General features: G+C 64.8%; 19 protein-coding genes. 13 read left to right on the top strand and 6 right to left on the bottom strand.

All coding sequences use genetic code 11. The features are described from left to right. Positions 1 to 501: 501 nt before the first annotated feature. A complete protein-coding gene (locus AC01FP_RS04695) occupies positions 502 to 1,356 on the bottom strand; it encodes an integron integrase (RefSeq protein WP_474478475.1) in 855 nt (284 codons plus the stop codon). Positions 1,357 to 1,496: 140 nt separating this feature from the next. Between AC01FP_RS04695 and AC01FP_RS04690 the strand changes: the two genes are divergently transcribed. From AC01FP_RS04690 to AC01FP_RS04670, 5 genes are read left to right on the top strand one after another with little or no spacing between them, the layout of a single operon-like run. Next, positions 1,497 to 2,747 carry an ABC transporter substrate-binding protein gene (locus AC01FP_RS04690; protein WP_474478472.1) on the top strand — a complete coding sequence of 417 codons (1,251 nt, stop codon included), beginning with the start codon at positions 1,497 to 1,499 and terminating at the stop codon, positions 2,745 to 2,747. Then, positions 2,744 to 3,685: a branched-chain amino acid ABC transporter permease gene (locus AC01FP_RS04685; RefSeq protein WP_474478470.1), complete on the top strand. Its 942-nt coding sequence runs from the start codon at positions 2,744 to 2,746 to the stop codon at positions 3,683 to 3,685. Before AC01FP_RS04690 ends, AC01FP_RS04685 begins: the two co-directional genes overlap by 4 nt. A gap of 13 nt (positions 3,686 to 3,698) precedes the next feature. Then, on the top strand, positions 3,699 to 4,589 hold the full coding sequence (locus tag AC01FP_RS04680) for a branched-chain amino acid ABC transporter permease (RefSeq protein WP_474478468.1): 891 nt from the start codon (positions 3,699 to 3,701) through the stop codon (positions 4,587 to 4,589). After that, positions 4,586 to 5,365, top strand: coding sequence for an ABC transporter ATP-binding protein (locus AC01FP_RS04675; protein WP_474478466.1), 780 nt, complete (start codon positions 4,586 to 4,588; stop codon positions 5,363 to 5,365). The genes AC01FP_RS04680 and AC01FP_RS04675 overlap by 4 nt, the downstream gene beginning before the upstream one ends. Further along, positions 5,362 to 6,081 (top strand): ABC transporter ATP-binding protein, encoded by a 720-nt coding sequence (locus AC01FP_RS04670; protein ID WP_474478465.1) that lies wholly within the window; start codon positions 5,362 to 5,364, stop codon positions 6,079 to 6,081. Before AC01FP_RS04675 ends, AC01FP_RS04670 begins: the two co-directional genes overlap by 4 nt. Before the next feature lie 3 nt (positions 6,082 to 6,084). Here the strand turns inward: AC01FP_RS04670 and AC01FP_RS04665 are convergent, their stop codons facing one another. After that, positions 6,085 to 6,339: a Nif11-like leader peptide family natural product precursor gene (locus AC01FP_RS04665; protein ID WP_474478463.1), complete on the bottom strand. Its 255-nt coding sequence runs from the start codon at positions 6,337 to 6,339 to the stop codon at positions 6,085 to 6,087. Between the two features lie 81 nt (positions 6,340 to 6,420). Here AC01FP_RS04665 and AC01FP_RS04660 point away from each other — a divergent pair, with 81 nt between their 5' ends. Further along, complete coding sequence (locus AC01FP_RS04660) at positions 6,421 to 7,791, top strand: NAD(P)/FAD-dependent oxidoreductase (protein WP_474478460.1); 1,371 nt, start codon at positions 6,421 to 6,423, stop codon at positions 7,789 to 7,791. On the opposite strand, the gene AC01FP_RS04655 is transcribed toward AC01FP_RS04660, so the two are convergent. The 4 genes from AC01FP_RS04655 to AC01FP_RS04640 all read right to left on the bottom strand — a co-directional run bounded on the left by AC01FP_RS04655 (position 7,724) and on the right by AC01FP_RS04640 (position 10,100). Next, a complete protein-coding gene (locus AC01FP_RS04655; RefSeq protein WP_474478459.1) occupies positions 7,724 to 8,449 on the bottom strand; it encodes a potassium channel family protein in 726 nt (241 codons plus the stop codon). The two genes, AC01FP_RS04660 and AC01FP_RS04655, sit on opposite strands and share 68 nt — an antisense overlap. 77 nt (positions 8,450 to 8,526) lie before the next feature. Beyond that, complete coding sequence (locus AC01FP_RS04650) at positions 8,527 to 8,811, bottom strand: hypothetical protein (protein WP_474478456.1); 285 nt, start codon at positions 8,809 to 8,811, stop codon at positions 8,527 to 8,529. Beyond that, a complete protein-coding gene (locus AC01FP_RS04645; protein WP_474478455.1) occupies positions 8,771 to 9,178 on the bottom strand; it encodes a hypothetical protein in 408 nt (135 codons plus the stop codon). Before AC01FP_RS04645 ends, AC01FP_RS04650 begins: the two co-directional genes overlap by 41 nt. 88 nt (positions 9,179 to 9,266) lie before the next feature. Further along, positions 9,267 to 10,100, bottom strand: coding sequence for an SDR family NAD(P)-dependent oxidoreductase (locus AC01FP_RS04640; RefSeq protein WP_474478454.1), 834 nt, complete (start codon positions 10,098 to 10,100; stop codon positions 9,267 to 9,269). A gap of 154 nt (positions 10,101 to 10,254) precedes the next feature. Here AC01FP_RS04640 and AC01FP_RS04635 point away from each other — a divergent pair, with 154 nt between their 5' ends. The 7 genes from AC01FP_RS04635 to AC01FP_RS04605 are packed head-to-tail and all read left to right on the top strand — an operon-like array spanning position 10,255 to position 14,282. Next, the gene (locus tag AC01FP_RS04635; RefSeq protein WP_474478452.1) at positions 10,255 to 10,656 is read left to right on the top strand and encodes a Rid family detoxifying hydrolase; all 402 of its coding nucleotides are present in this window, start codon (positions 10,255 to 10,257) and stop codon (positions 10,654 to 10,656) included. A gap of 24 nt (positions 10,657 to 10,680) precedes the next feature. Then, the gene (locus AC01FP_RS04630) at positions 10,681 to 11,136 is read left to right on the top strand and encodes a cupin domain-containing protein (protein ID WP_474478451.1); all 456 of its coding nucleotides are present in this window, start codon (positions 10,681 to 10,683) and stop codon (positions 11,134 to 11,136) included. Continuing rightward, positions 11,133 to 12,050, top strand: coding sequence for an SMP-30/gluconolactonase/LRE family protein (locus tag AC01FP_RS04625; protein ID WP_474478449.1), 918 nt, complete (start codon positions 11,133 to 11,135; stop codon positions 12,048 to 12,050). Before AC01FP_RS04630 ends, AC01FP_RS04625 begins: the two co-directional genes overlap by 4 nt. Positions 12,051 to 12,064: 14 nt before the next feature. Further along, a complete protein-coding gene (locus AC01FP_RS04620) occupies positions 12,065 to 12,322 on the top strand; it encodes a Nif11-like leader peptide family RiPP precursor (protein WP_474478448.1) in 258 nt (85 codons plus the stop codon). A 13-nt stretch (positions 12,323 to 12,335) separates the two neighbouring features. Next, positions 12,336 to 12,752 carry a GlcG/HbpS family heme-binding protein gene (locus tag AC01FP_RS04615; protein ID WP_474478446.1) on the top strand — a complete coding sequence of 139 codons (417 nt, stop codon included), beginning with the start codon at positions 12,336 to 12,338 and terminating at the stop codon, positions 12,750 to 12,752. 5 nt (positions 12,753 to 12,757) lie between these two features. Next, entirely contained in the window at positions 12,758 to 13,741 is a 984-nt protein-coding gene (locus AC01FP_RS04610; protein WP_474478445.1) for a VOC family protein, read from the top strand. Between the two features lie 43 nt (positions 13,742 to 13,784). Next, positions 13,785 to 14,282 (top strand): DoxX family protein, encoded by a 498-nt coding sequence (locus AC01FP_RS04605; RefSeq protein WP_474478444.1) that lies wholly within the window; start codon positions 13,785 to 13,787, stop codon positions 14,280 to 14,282. Positions 14,283 to 14,292 lie beyond the last annotated feature (10 nt).

Below are 14,292 nucleotides of genomic sequence, written 5' to 3'. Positions count from 1 at the left end.
TTGCAATCGCATGAGGCGAAATTCACCTGAAACCACCTGAGCCCTTTCCTATCATTTTGATGTGCAATTTAGTAGACCCCTTGGCGCCGTAAGGCGTTTTTTTGTAGATGACTGCAGGCTTGGAATTCCTCTTTTTTCGAGGTGCCCTCAAGTCTGCTCAATTCGCTTCGTTAGCCGAAGCACCCATATTCCAAATACCGCTGCAATAAGAGGGCCTAATAGTTCAGCGCCCAGCTTAGCGTGGTCCGTCCAGTTCTTTGATGATTCTTGGAGTTTAACCTCGATGAGTTGATTTGTCATTGATGCTTTTTCATCAGCCTAACGCTGTATGGGCGGGTCCGGTATCCGACACACCCCGCGTGCTCTGGACAGCCTATCAACCGCTTCCGTGAGAGAGGTTATCTCGCAAACCTGCACCAGTCCTGGGATTTTGATGTGGAGCTCCAAGACTCCAGATATATATGCGGGTCCGATATCCACTTGTTCGTCACGCCACAAATCTCACAACAAGTCAGCAGGGCTGGTCACGCCAAGGGGGCCGCGATTGAGGACGTGCGTGTAGATCATTGTCGTCCTCAGATCGCTGTGGCCCAAGAGCTCCTGGATCGTGCGGATGTCCTGGCCGCGCTCCAGCAGATGGGTAGCGAAAGAATGGCGCAGGCTGTGGCAGGTGGCTGGTTTGCTGATACCTGCGGCCAGCACAGCGCGTCGAACAGCCTTTTGGATGAGGCTGGGATCCAGATGATGGCGGCCCTGTTCTCCGCTACTCGGGCTGCGCCAACGGCTTCCTTGGGGAAACACCCATTGCCAACCCCATTCCACCGGGGCATTGGGATATTTGCGCGCCAAAGCATGCGGCAACAGCACGCGCCCCCAGCCATCGGCCAAATCCTTCCGGTGAATATCCCGCACCTGCTGAAGGTGGCTGGCCAGCTGCCTGCCCAGGCCATCCGGCAGCATGGTGGTGCGGTCCTTACCTCCCTTGCCATCGCGCACGGTGAGCTCACGCCTGCTGAACTCCAGATCGTGCACGCGCAGGCGCAAGGCTTCCATCAGCCGTAGCCCGCTGCCGTAGAGCAGGCCCGCCACCAAGGCCTCAACACCATCCAGCCTCTGCAGCACCGCTCGCACCTCCTCTGGTGTCAGCACCACGGGCAGGCGACGCCGGGTGCGGGCCCGCACCACCCCATCGAGCTCCAGGTCGCGCTCAAGCAACTCCCGATACAGAAACAGCAGGGCCGAAAGGGCCTGGTTCTGGGTCGACGGACTCACGTTCAGATCCACCGCCAGGTGGCTCAGGAAAGCATTCACTTCGGCACTGCCCATCTCCCGCGGATGGCGAAGGGAATCGGCCATGGCCAGTGGTTGGGGCATTTGTTCATCAGGATTCCCAACCCGGCAACGGCCTAAACCAGGTCACCAAATCCCCGGTCCCCACACCGCGGTGGTTGACAGCCACCCAGCATCCGCCCAGCATCCGCAGCAATGCCCTGCCGATGACAACCTCCTCCCCGATCGAGCGCCGCCAGCGCGGAGCGCTGAGGCTCGCAGCCCTGCTACTGGCCGGCATCGGCGCCCTCGCCTGGCTGGGCCGCAGCGCTGATCCGGCCGCCAAGCCACTCCCCAGCGGGCCCCTCACCCTCGGAGCCGCCATCGCCTTCACCGGCAACGCCAATCTCTACGGCCAAGACCAACGCATGGGTCTGGCTGTGGCCGAACGCTGGGCCCAACAAAGCGCCCCAGGCGGCCGTCCCGTGCGCCTGCAAATGGAAGACGGCGCCTCCGATGAACCCAGCGCCATCGCCGCCTTCAACCTGCTGATCCGCCAGGGCGTAATCGCCCTGATCGGTCCCACCCTCTCCCAGCAGGCCTTTGCCGCCGATCCAATCGCCCAGCGCCAGGGGGTGCCGGTGGTGGCGCCTTCAAACACCGCCAAGGGCATTCCCGAGATCGGCCACTTCATCAGCCGCGTGTCAGCCCAGAGCTCGGTGATCGCGCCGCTCTCGATCGATGAGGCCCTACGCCGCGATCCAGCTATCAAGCGCGTGGCCGTGTTCTACGCCCAAGACGACGCCTACAGCACCGCCGAGGTGGCCATCTTCCAGAAGGTTCTCGCCGCCCGCGGCCTCACGCCCATAACGGTGCAGCGCACCCAGCTGGCCGACAACGACTTCCAGACGCCGATCACATCCGCCCTGCAGCTCAAGCCCCGACTGGTGGTGCTTTCGGTGCAGGCGGTGGCCGGCGGCAACCTGATTCGCCAGCTACGCGAGCTCGGCTACCAGGGCCAGATCGTGGTGGGCAACGGCCTCAACACACCAAACATCTACCCGATCTGCCAACGCTGGTGCGACGGCATCCTGATCGCCCAGGCCTACAGCCCCGATCTCAACACACCGATCAACCGCCGCTTCCTGCAACTCTTCCAACAAGCCCACGGCGACCGCCCGCCGCCGCAAATCACCGCCCAGGCCTTCACCGCCTACCAGGTGCTGTTTGAAGCCATCCAGCGTCTGCAGAGCATGGGTGGCCTCACGGGCGTCACCCTCGCCCAGGCCCGGGCCAACTTGATGACCGAACTGCTCAGCGGCACCTACGCCACACCACTCGGCCCAATCGCTTTCAGCCCCGAGGGCGAGGTGCTGCAGGATCGCTTCTATGTAGCCGAGGTGCGCATGGACCCCGGCGGCCGTGACGGCCGTTTTGCCCTGGTGCGTGAGCTGCAACTGCAGGAGCGCAAGCCGTGATCGAAGCCCTGCTGCAAGTGGTGCTCAACGGCGCCGCCAGCGGCGGCGTCTATGCCCTGGTGGCCCTGGGTTACACGCTTGTTTTCTCGGTGCTCGGCGTGATCAACTTCGCCCAGGGCGCCCTGTTTTCCGTTGGGGGCTACCTCACCTACCTATTAATGGGCGGCAAAATCGGCGGAAACGGCGCCTTGCCGGGCTGGGGCCTACCGGCCGGGCTGCCCTTCGCTCTGGCGCTACTGCTGGCGGCCGCTGGCTCGGGCCTGATCGGCCTGCTGGTGGAGCGGCTGGCCTTCGCGCCGCTACGGCGCCGCAACGCCGAGCCCCTACTGGCCCTGATCACCAGCCTCGGCGCCGGCGTGGTGCTGGTCAACCTGCTGCAACTGCTGATGGGGGCCGAGGGCTACGCCTTCCCCCCGAGCACAAATGCCCTGGCGGGGCTGCCCGCTGTGCTGGTGATCGGCGGCGCCCGCATCCGCACGATCCAGCTGCTGCTGCTAGTGATCTCCGCCGCCGCCGTGCTGGCCCTCAGCCTCTGGCTGGAGCGCAGCAAGGGCGGCCGGGCCCTGCGGGCCGTGGCGGAAGACGCCACCACCGCCCAGCTACTCGGCATCCACAGCGAGGCGATGGTGAGGCTGGCCTTTTTCCTCAGCGGTGCCCTAGCGGGTCTGGGCGGCGGGCTGATTGGCGTCAGCGTCAGCCTGCCAGGCCCCTACTTCGGCATCGGCTACGGCCTCAAGGGCCTGGCGGTGCTGGTGCTCGGCGGCCTGGGCAGCGTGCCAGGCGCGATCGCCGGTGGGCTGCTGATGGGTCTGGCAGAAGCGCTGGTGCCCAGCGCAGCCTCCGGTTGGCGCGATGCCCTGGCCTTCGCGATCCTGTTTGCCGTACTGCTGCTGCGTCCCAGTGGCCTGCTCGGCCGGCGCACGGTCGAAAAGGTATGAGTAGGTCCGCCCTGTGATCGACAACGGCCTGCTGGTGCAGATGCTGCTGGGCGCCCTGCTCGGCCTCTCGGTCTACCTGCCGTTGGCGGCGGGGCAGCTGTCGCTGGCCACGCCGGCCTTCTACGCCGTAGGTGGCACCCTCGCCGCCCTGCTCTCCACCCGCTGGAGCGCCCTGGGGGCCACCGCCACCGGCGGATTTCCGCTGCCCTCGCTGCTGCTGGAGCTGGTGCTGGGGGGCTTGCTGGCCGGGCTGCTGGCCCTGCTGGTAGGGCGCCTGGTGCTGCGGCTGCAGGGGATTTACCTGGCCATCGCCACCATCGCCCTGGTGGAGATCGTGCGGGTGGCAATCCTGAATCTGCCCTTCACCGGTGGGGCGGTGGGGATCTTTGCCATCCCCCAGCCCTTTGCCAGCGCCGCCGGCTACCTGCTGCCGGCCCTGGCGCTGCTGGCGCTGGCGGGCTGGCTCTGCCAGCGGCTGGAGGGGATGCCCCTCGGCCGCGCCATGGCCGCCATTCGCGACGACGAACTGGCCGCGAGCTGCATGGGCATCGACACCACCCGGGTGAAGCTCACCGCCTTCGTGCTCAGCGCCGTGCTGGCCGGCAGCACCGGCGCCCTGGCCGCCCACTTCCTCAACACCTGGAACGCCCGCCAGGGCTCCTTCGACGCCAGCATCACCACCTTGGCCTTTGTGATCCTGGGGGGCTCGCGCACCTGGCTGGGGCCTGTCGTGGGTGGCATGCTGCTCACGGTCCTGCCGGAACTGCTGCGCCCCGTGGGCGATGTGCGCCTGGTGCTGTTCGGTCTGGTGATCCTGCTGGGGCCGGTGCTGGCCCCCCAGGGTTTGATCACCCCGGGCCTGCTGGAGCGACTGGGGGGCAGGGGCAAGGAGGCAAAGCCATGAGCGCGCCCCTGCTGGAGGTGCGTGAGCTGAGCCGCCGCTTCGGCGGCCTGCTAGCCCTCGATCGAGTCAGCTTCGCCGTGCAACCTGGCGAGATCTTCGGCCTGATCGGCCCCAACGGCGCCGGCAAAACCACCCTGTTCAACCTGATCTCCGGCGTCACGCCCCCTACCGGTGGCGCGGTGCTCTGGCGCGGGGCCGCCATTACCGGCCAGGCACCCCATCGGCTCAACCGCCTCGGCCTGGCCCGCACCTTCCAGAACCTGCGCCTGTTCGATGGCCTCTCCGTGCTCGACAACCTGCTGGTGGCGCTGCAGCGCCACCCCCGCAGCAGCGCCCTCGCGGGTTTGCTGGGCACCGCGGGCCACCAACGGGCCGAGCGCCAGCGGCTGGACACCGCCTGGCAACTGCTTGAGGAGCTGGCTCTGGCAGCCATGGCCGAGCGCCCAGCCGGCACCCTGGCCTACGGCGATCGTCGCCGGCTGGAGATGGCCCGCGCCCTGGCTACGCGCCCGCAGCTGCTGCTACTGGATGAACCGGCCGCCGGCCTCAACCCAGCCGAGAAAGACCAGCTCTGCGAGCTGATCGGCGAGTTGCGCCAGCGCCACCAGCTCAGCGTGCTGATCATTGAGCACCATGTGCCCCTGCTGATGCGCCTATGCGACCGCCTGGCGGTGCTGGATTTCGGTGTACGCATCGCCCTCGGCACGCCCGACGCCGTGCGCCGCGACCCGAAGGTGATCGAGGCATATCTCGGCACCGGGAGTGGCACCTCATGAGCACGCCGCTGCTGCAACTACAGGGGTTGAGCGTGCGCTACGGCAGCGTGCAGGCCCTAAGTGGCATCGATCTCACCGTGCACCAGGGCGATCTTGTGGCCCTGCTGGGCTCCAACGGCGCCGGTAAGAGCACCACCCTGCGGGCCATCTCGGCCCTGGTGCCGGCAAGTGCCGGGCAGATCCTCTGGCGCGGCGGCTCTCTGGCGGCGGTACCCGCCCATCGCCTGCTGAAGCTGGGCATTGGCCACTGCCCCGAGGGCCGGCGGGTGCTCGGCCGTCAAAGTGTGGCCGACAACCTGCTCCTGGGTGCCTACCACCGCCGCGACACCGGTGGTATCGCCGCCGACCTGGAGCGCTTCTATGGGCTGTTCCCGCGGCTGGCCGAGCGCCGCCAGCAGCTGGCCGGGGCCCTCTCCGGCGGCGAGCAGCAGATGCTGGCGATCGCCCGGGCGCTGATGGGCCGGCCCGAGCTGCTGATGCTGGATGAGCCCAGCCTGGGGCTGGCCCCCAAGCTGGTAAGCGAGGTGATGCGGGCCCTGGCCCAGCTGCACGGCGAAGGCCTCACCCTGCTGCTGGTGGAGCAGAACGCCCAGGCCGCCCTGGAGATCGCCAACCGCGGCTACGTGCTCGAAGCCGGCCAGCTCACCCTGGAGGGGCCAGCCCAGGAGCTGCTAGCCAACCCCAGCCTCAGGGCTGCCTACCTGGGCGAGGCGTAGGGCTCAGTCGTTCTCGCTGGCACCGAAGCAGTGCATCAGCGCATCGCCCCAGCTGTTGATGCCGGCGAGCTCATGGTCCTTGGCGCTGCCCAAGGCCTTGGCATGCTCGCGCAGCAGCACTGTCTTATCGATGGCATGTCCATGAGCAGCCGCCATGGCCACGATGTCGTCTACCCCGGCAGCGGCATGCAGCTTGTCGCGGAGGGCGGCATCACCAGCAACGCGGGCCACAAAGGCCTGGATAGACGCAACAGACATGACTGACTCAGTAACCAGAGCCACTACTAGCAGGCCAAACCATGGCGGGCTCGATACGTTGAGGCGAGTGTCAAGGCACCAATGGCCCGCGAACGCTTCTTCCTTGAGCTCGATCCACCAGATAGCAGTCTCAAAGGCCTGCCCCACGTGGTGGTGGTTGGCGGGGGCTTCGCCGGACTCAAGGCCTGCCATGCCCTGATTGGCAAGCCGGTGCGCGTAACCCTGATCGATAAACGCAACTTCAGCCTGTTCCAACCCCTGCTTTATCAGGTAGCGACAGGGCTGGTTGCGGAGGGGGATGTGGCCTCACCCCTGCGTCAGCTAGTGGGCCAGGCACCCAATGTGCAGGTGCTGCTGGGTGAAGTAGAGGAGATCGACACCCAGGCGAAGCAGATCGTCTTCAACGAGCGCCAGCTGGCCTACGACCACCTGGTCCTGGCGGCCGGCTCCGGTAGCAGTTACTTCGGCCACGACGAATGGCGCGAAGCGGCGCCACCGATGAAGATTCTCGAGCACGCCGATGAGATCCGTCGCCGCGTGCTACTGGCCCTGGAAGAAGCAGAACAGACCCCCGATCCGGCTCGGCGGGCCTTTTTGCAATCGGTCGTCGTCGTGGGGGGCGGCCCCTCCGGCTGCGAACTCTCCGGCTCCCTGATGGAGCTGATGGCCCATGCCCTCGGCCGCGACTTCAAGCAGCTCGATCCACAGCAATGCAAGGTGACCCTGGTGGACCCGGGCGATCGGGTGCTGCGAGCCATGGACCCCAGCCTCTCGGCCGCCGCCGGCAGCTATCTGCAGTCCGCAGGGGTAGAGCTATTACTAGGTGGACGGGTTCAGACCATTGAAGCGGAGAAAGTGGTTGTTAACACCAGCGAAGGTGCCCGCACCCTGGAGGCCGCCACCATCTGCTGGACCGCTGGAGTGAAGGCCTCCCATCTGGGCCAGGTGCTGGCCGCTGCCAGCGGTTGTGCCGTCGACAGGGGCGGCCGGGTTGTGGTGGAGCCCGACTTCTCGATTCCAGGCCATCCGGAGATCCGCGTCATCGGCGACCTCTGCTCCTACAGCCACACCAGCGATGGCAAGCCCCTGGCCGGCATGGCCGGGCCCGCCGTGCAGATGGGTGGCTGGGTGGCGGCCGACATCGTGGCCAAGATCCAGGGGCAGGCCCACAAGGCTTTTACGTTCACCGATTTCGGCACCATGGCGGTGCTGGGCCCGCTCCATGCAGTCGCCGACCTGCGCGGCCTCAAGCTGAGTGGCCTACCGGGCTGGATCCTCTGGGGCCTGGCCCACCTGATGTTCATGCCCGCCAACGAAAATCGACTCACCCTGCTCACCAAATGGTTGTGGGCGATCGCAACCCGTCAGCGGGCCTCAATGCTGATCACCGGTCGTCCGAATCAACACCTGAATGTGGAGGTGGGCCTGGAGCGGCCGATGAACGCCCCTTGACCTGCTGCTCTGCCTGGAGGGTGTAACGACTGATCAGCAAGCCCATCACGATGGCCAGATACAGCGGCCCAGAGATGCTCAGGGCCACGCTCGCCATTTGGGAAGGAGGCAGGGCGGGGATTATGTCGCCGTAGCCCACGGTGGTGAGACTGACGAAGGCGAAGTAGTGGATACGGGTGAAATCGAGGTCCCAAATCCGTTGTGACTCTGAATCCGCTCCCAAACCAGCTAGCAGCAGTTCCCGACCTCCATCGGCCTGGTTGATGAAGCTGCCGGGAGCCAAGGTTTCCAGGGCTCCGAACAGCAAACCGCCGATGATTCCCAGCAGTAGATACCCAGCAACCGCACCGCCGAGCACGGCCATGCGGATCTGGGTTTCCTGAGCCAGGCAGATCAGGAGTCGCTTCAGGCTCCAGAAAATAAAGGCCGTTGTGGCCAGGAGAACGGCAAACCCCATAAAGGCGAAATCGTGGGGACTGGACATCCAGAGCAGCTGGCACAGCAGGGTCAACAAGCCAAGCCGGCGGTAGACGCTGTCAAACCAGCGGTGTCGGCTCTGATGGGCAGCAATTGGCCCGCCAAGCTCAACCGACAGCAAAATCATCAAAGCGACCGTGCCGAGGGCCCCGATTCGATGGAGCGGGAAGGGCACAGCCATGGAGGCAACCACCGCGATCGCAACCAAAAAGAGGTGCCGATAGAAGCGGTGTCGATAAAAAAGCAGATGTCGATTGATCATGTGCGCCAACGAAAACGGCCAAGAATCAGGGCGATCAAAATGGCCACATAGAGCTGGCCCACCACAGTGATCACCGTGGTCACCACCTGGCCGCCCACATGGCTGGTTTTGAGCACCGAGGTGCCGATGGTGGTGAGCATGGTGAAGGAGGCGGCCATCAGCGCAGGCGCCACCGACACATTGGGCAGCGCCGCCGTGGATCCCACCGCAGGTAGGGCCGTCAGGTCGAAGGCGGCGGGATCAAGCACCCAGAGGGCGGTGAGCAGCAACCCACCTGCCATGCCAACCAGCAGGGTAGCCCGAAGCGGCACCCATCACCACCGAAACGGTGACAAAGGGCTCCCGGGTGAGGGTCTTCACCTTGCGGAGCACACCAAGCGACAGAAACACCAGCCAGACGATCACATGGGGAATGGTGAGCGCCCGCCCCACCGCTGGCCAGAGGCTGAGTGCCATGTGCCAGATCAATTCAAGGGCGATCGCCAGCCCGCCCAGAGCAAAGATCAGCGGGCGGGTTTTGCGGAGGGGGGAATAGCGGCTGACGAACACCATCAGCACCAACGCCAGCAGGATCAGCAGAACCGACAACAGCCAGATCTGGGCCTGGGCCACGGGCAAAAGCAGCAGCAGGGCCACTTCAGTGGCCAAGGTCAGCCAATATCCGCGGTGGCGCCCGCGCAAACGAATGATCTCAGTAGGGGTGATGCGCATGCCGGCCCTCGCAGCCCCAAGGGGCCTAAAGCCCTGGGCTGCTCTGCATGATGCCGCCGTCGGCAAAAATAGTTGTGGCTGTGATGTAGCTAGCGGCATCGCTGGCCAGGAAGCCCACCACCCTGGCGATCTCTTCTGGTTGGGCCATGCGTCCCAGGGGGATGGCGGCGTTCAACTTGGCCAGCAACTCCGGGTTGTTCATGGTGGAGTCGTTGATCGGTGTGGCCACGGCGCCTGGGCCCACATTCACCATCGTGATGCCATGGGAGGCCAGCTCCAGCCCGGCGGTGCGAGTGAGCATGCGCACCCCTCCCTTGGCGCAGCAGTAGGGAGTGTTCTCCGGCATCGGCCAGTCTTCGTGGACCGAAGAGATATTGATGATCCGGCCACCGCCACCCTGGGCGATCATCTGCTTGGCGGCATACTGACAGGCAAAGAAAACACCCCGCAGATTTACATCCAATACTTTGTCAAAATCATCAGGAGTGGTGTTCAGAATCGAGGTGCGAGTCTCAACGCCGGCATTATTCACCATCACATCGAGGCGGCCGTATTTAGCCACAGCCTCCTGCACCAGCCGCTGCAGATCATCGAGATTTGAAACATCGGCATGAACGCCATAACTGCTGCCGCCATAGCTACCGATCTCCCGCTCCAACTCCTCGGTAGCCTCGGGATGGGAGCGGTAATCGATCACCACCTTAGCTCCAAGTTCAGCCAAGTTTTCAACAATCGCCTTACCTATACCACTGTTACCACCAGTAACAATTGCCACCTTGCCCTGCAGAAAGCTGGACAGGGATTTTCCGGCAAGGGGATTGGTGCTGGGCGCTGAAACGGATGGGAAACTTGTGGTCATGGGGGGGGCGAAGAAAGCCAACTGGGAGCAGGGTAAGCAGATGGGACCAATCTCGCTGCGATCTGCAACACCCCGTGCCGGCTGGTATTGGCTGGGCTGGGGGATGACAAGAGCGCCAACATCATTAGGTTGAGGAAAATTTCAACCATTGACCATGCCCCAGCTGGTGAGACGGGCGATTCACAGCGATCGATTCCCCACCCCCGTGGCCTCCTACAGCCAGGGCTTTCAGGCTGGGAACATGTTGTTCATTACCGGTCAGCTGCCGGTGGATCCGGTCACCAGCGAAAAAGTGGGCAATGGCGACATCACCCTGGAGGCCAGGCAGGTGATGGAAAACATGATGGCTGTGCTGGAAGAGGCGGGGTTCAGCGCCAAAGATGTGGTGAGCGCCGTGGTCTATCTCACCGACATCAACAGCCTCGATACCGTCGATGCCGTGTGGCAGGAATACTTCACCGATCCCCAGGCCTACCCGTCGCGGGCGGTGGTGGAAGTCTCCGCCCTGGTGCTTGGCATCCAGCTGGAGATCTCCGCCATCGCCATTAAAGATTGAGCCACCACAGTGGGAGCAAACGCCATGACTGACACCAATAGCCCCGCCGCCCTCTCCTACTGGCACCTCTGGACCGACGACGGGGGAGTCAGCCGCCAGACGCTCTGCACCATGGCCCCCTGGACCCTGGGAGTGCTGGGTCCAAACGACTCCCCCCAGTGGAATCTGGACCTAATCAAGGATGGAAATTCCTTCCTTACCCAACTGCCGGTGGGTTGGACAGCGGACTGGCACGAAAACCACATTCCTAAATGGATCTACGTGCTGCGAGGCAGCTGGTCGGTGGACAGCATGGATGGGCAGAAGCTGGTGTTTGGCCCTGGGGAGTTCAGCTTTGGCGGCGACCAGCAGTGCATCGCAACTGCGTCAGGAGCCAAGGGTCATCTCTCGGCCCAGGTGGGCGATGAACCCTGCCTGCAGCTGATCATCCAGCGCAACGACGACCTCTGGCGCGGCGTGCGGCCGGGGTTCTTCTCGTGAACCAGCCCTCCGAGTGCACGGTCAGCTTCGACCGTCGCTTTGACGAGCTCATCCTGTTCAACGCCGAACTGGAGCTGCTGGCCGAGGGGTTCCGCTGGGTTGAAGGACCGGTGTGGTTCGGCGACCACAACTGCTTGCTATTCAGCGACATCCCCAACAACCGCACGATGCGCTGGAGTCCCCAGCACGGAGTGAGCGTTTTCCGTGAACCCTCCGACTACGCCAATGGCCAAACCCGCGATCGCCAGGGTCGCCTGATCACCTGCCATCACGCCAGCCGCTGCCTCACCCGCCTGGAGCCCGACGGCACGCAGACAACGCTGGCCACTAGTGCCCATGGCAAGCGTCTCAATGCGCCCAACGACGTGGTGGTCAAAAGCGATGGCTCGATCTGGTTCAGCGATCCCCTCTACGGGCTGCTTAACGACTACGAGGGCGGCCGGCAGCTGTCAGAGCAGCCCCCCGCCCTATATCGGCTCGACCCTGACAGCGGCGAAGTGAGCGCAATGGCCAGCGACTTTGACGGCCCCAACGGCCTAGCTTTTTCGCCAGATGAGCGCAAGCTCTACGTGGCGGAATCCGGGGCCCCGGGGGTAGCGGAGCCACGCCAATACATCCGCGTTTTTGACGTGGCCGCTGACGGCCGCAGCATCTCCGGTGGGGAGATTTTTCATAAGATCAACCCCGGCTGGGCAGATGGTTTCCGCGTCGACGAGGCCGGCAATCTCTGGTGCGGTGCCGCCGATGGCGTGCACTGCATCGCTGCCGATGGCACCTTGCTGGGCAAGGTTTTAGTGCCGCAGCGAGTTTCAAACCTCTGCTTCGGCGATCGGCACCACAGCCGCCTATTTCTCTGTGCCTCCAAGGCGATCTACGCCCTGTTCACCAACACCCGCGGCGCCCAGGCGCCCTGACACCTGCTCCTGCCATGGCCCGCGAACAACTCGAAGCCTTCCTGAAAACTGTCAAAGGCGACCCTGCCCTGCTGGAGCGCTTCAGCGGTTGCCCCAACCTCAACGCCATCGCTGAGCTGGGGGCGACCATGGGCTACGCCTTCAGCGGCGTGGAGCTGGTCCAGCACCAGGCCGAAGCAACCCTGAAACTCTCGGACGCCGACCTGGAGGCAGCCGCCGCCGGGGTCGAACTTCAGGGGCATCTCTGGCTGGCCAAAATCGTCTGGGATTGAATCAGCCGAGCTCATGCGCCAACAACCCCTACTCGAGCTCGCCGACTGCCGGTCCATCGTTGCGGCCACTCACCAGGCAGCCGATCAGCTGCAGGCAAGCGTATCGATCGCCGTTGTCGACAGCGGCGGGCATCTGCTGCTGATGGAGCGCCGCGACGGTGCCAGTCCGGCCAGTGCCGAGGCTGCCATCGCCAAGGCCCGCATGGCCTCCCTCAATGGCAAACCCACCGCTGCCATGGAAGCGAGCATCAATAGCGATCGCCCTGCCCTGTTGCAGCTCGCCGGCCTGCTAGGCCAACCGGCAGCCGCCATGGCCGGTGGCTTACCGCTCCTGCAAGACGGGATCTGCATAGGAGCGATTGGCATCTCGGGCATGACGCCGGAGCTCGACAGCGCCATCGCCGCCGCAGGCGTCGCCGGCCTCTCCTGAGCGCCATGCCTCCCCCCAGCCCCCACATCAGCAGCATCGGCTTCACCACAGCCAATGCAGAAGCCACTGCCATTTTCTTCGAGCAAACCCTGGGCTTCAGCCACGGGGAGAGCCTGCTGGTGGAAGCAGGCCCCTACGCCGAATTGGTGGGCCTGGCCGGCTCCCGGCTGAAGCTGGTGCGGCTGCACCTGGGCGACGAAACCCTGGAGCTCACCGAGGCGCTGAGCCTGGGCGAGGGCCTGCGGCCTGGGCGTCCGATCCCGGCCAATTCCCGCAGCTGCGACCTCTGGTTTCAACACATCTGCATTGTGGTGAATGATCTGCAAGCCGCCAGCGCCAAGGCCCGCCAAGCCATCGCCCACGGCTCCCTGGTGGGGGTGTCCACCGCCCCCCAAACCCTGCCGGAGTGGAACACCGCCGCCGCCGGCATCCAGGCCTTCAAGTTTCGCGACCCGGAGGGCCACAACCTGGAGCTGCTCCAGTTCCCCGCAGGCAAGGGCGAAACCCGCTGGCACCGAACCGCACTGACCAGTGCCCCCTTCCTGGGTATCGACCACAGCGCTATCTCTGTGGCCGATACCCCGCGCAGCTGCCGCTTTTACGACGGGCTGCTGGGGTTGAAGCTGGGGGGCGATGGGGTCAACAGCGGCCCCACCCAGGATGGGCTCGACGGCCTCCAAGACACCCGGGTGCGCATCACCGGCCACCGCTGCCCCACGGGCGCCGGCGTGGAATGCCTCAACTACCAGCCCCCCAACGGCGGCCGGCCCAGGCCCGACGATCAGGGCGCCCAAGACCTGGCCCACTGGCAGATCCGTCTGCGGGTAGCCGACCTGGATCACATCGCCGCAACGGCGCAGGCCTGCGGCGGCCAGGTGCTCCATGGCGGCGTGATCGAGCTGGGCGAGCAGGCCTCCCTGGTGGGCAGCGAGCGGGCCCTGCAACTGGCAGACCCTGACGGCCACCAACTGCAACTGCTGCAGGGATAGGCGGACCTGGGTACGTTGAGCTGAGTTTTACTGCCCAGGCCAGATGGAGATCACCGTTGTGGAGCTGCTGGTGCCAGCGGCCCCCTCCACCCTGGCCCAGGCATCCCTGCTGGTGATGCGGCTGTTCCTGGGGATCTGCTTCATCCGCCACGGCTGGCCCAAGCTGCGCAACCTCAAGACGTGGGCCACGGCTATGCAGACGCCGGAGTGGCTTTGCTTTCTATCTGCCTTCTCAATGTGGGGTGCCGGCATCGCCCTGATCCCGGGCCTGCTCACCCCCCTGGCTGCCCTGGCAATCCTGGTATCGATGGCCTACGCGGTAGTGGTTGAGCTGAAGGCGGGCTTTCCCTTCATCGGCCCTGACCCCTACCAGATTTCCCCCGGCGATTACGCCGGCCCCATGGGGGTGGGGGACCCCCCCAGCTGGGAGAAGGCTGCCATGTATGTGGTGATGTGTGCGGTGCTGGCCAGCTGCGGTGGCGGCCTCTTTTCGCTCGACAACCTGCTGATCGCTGATCTGATCACCCAGGTGGCTGGCTGACGGACTGATC

It is taken from the genome of Cyanobium sp. NIVA-CYA 375 (genome assembly GCF_056108345.1).
This window is presented reverse-complemented; position numbering and strand designations above follow the sequence as displayed.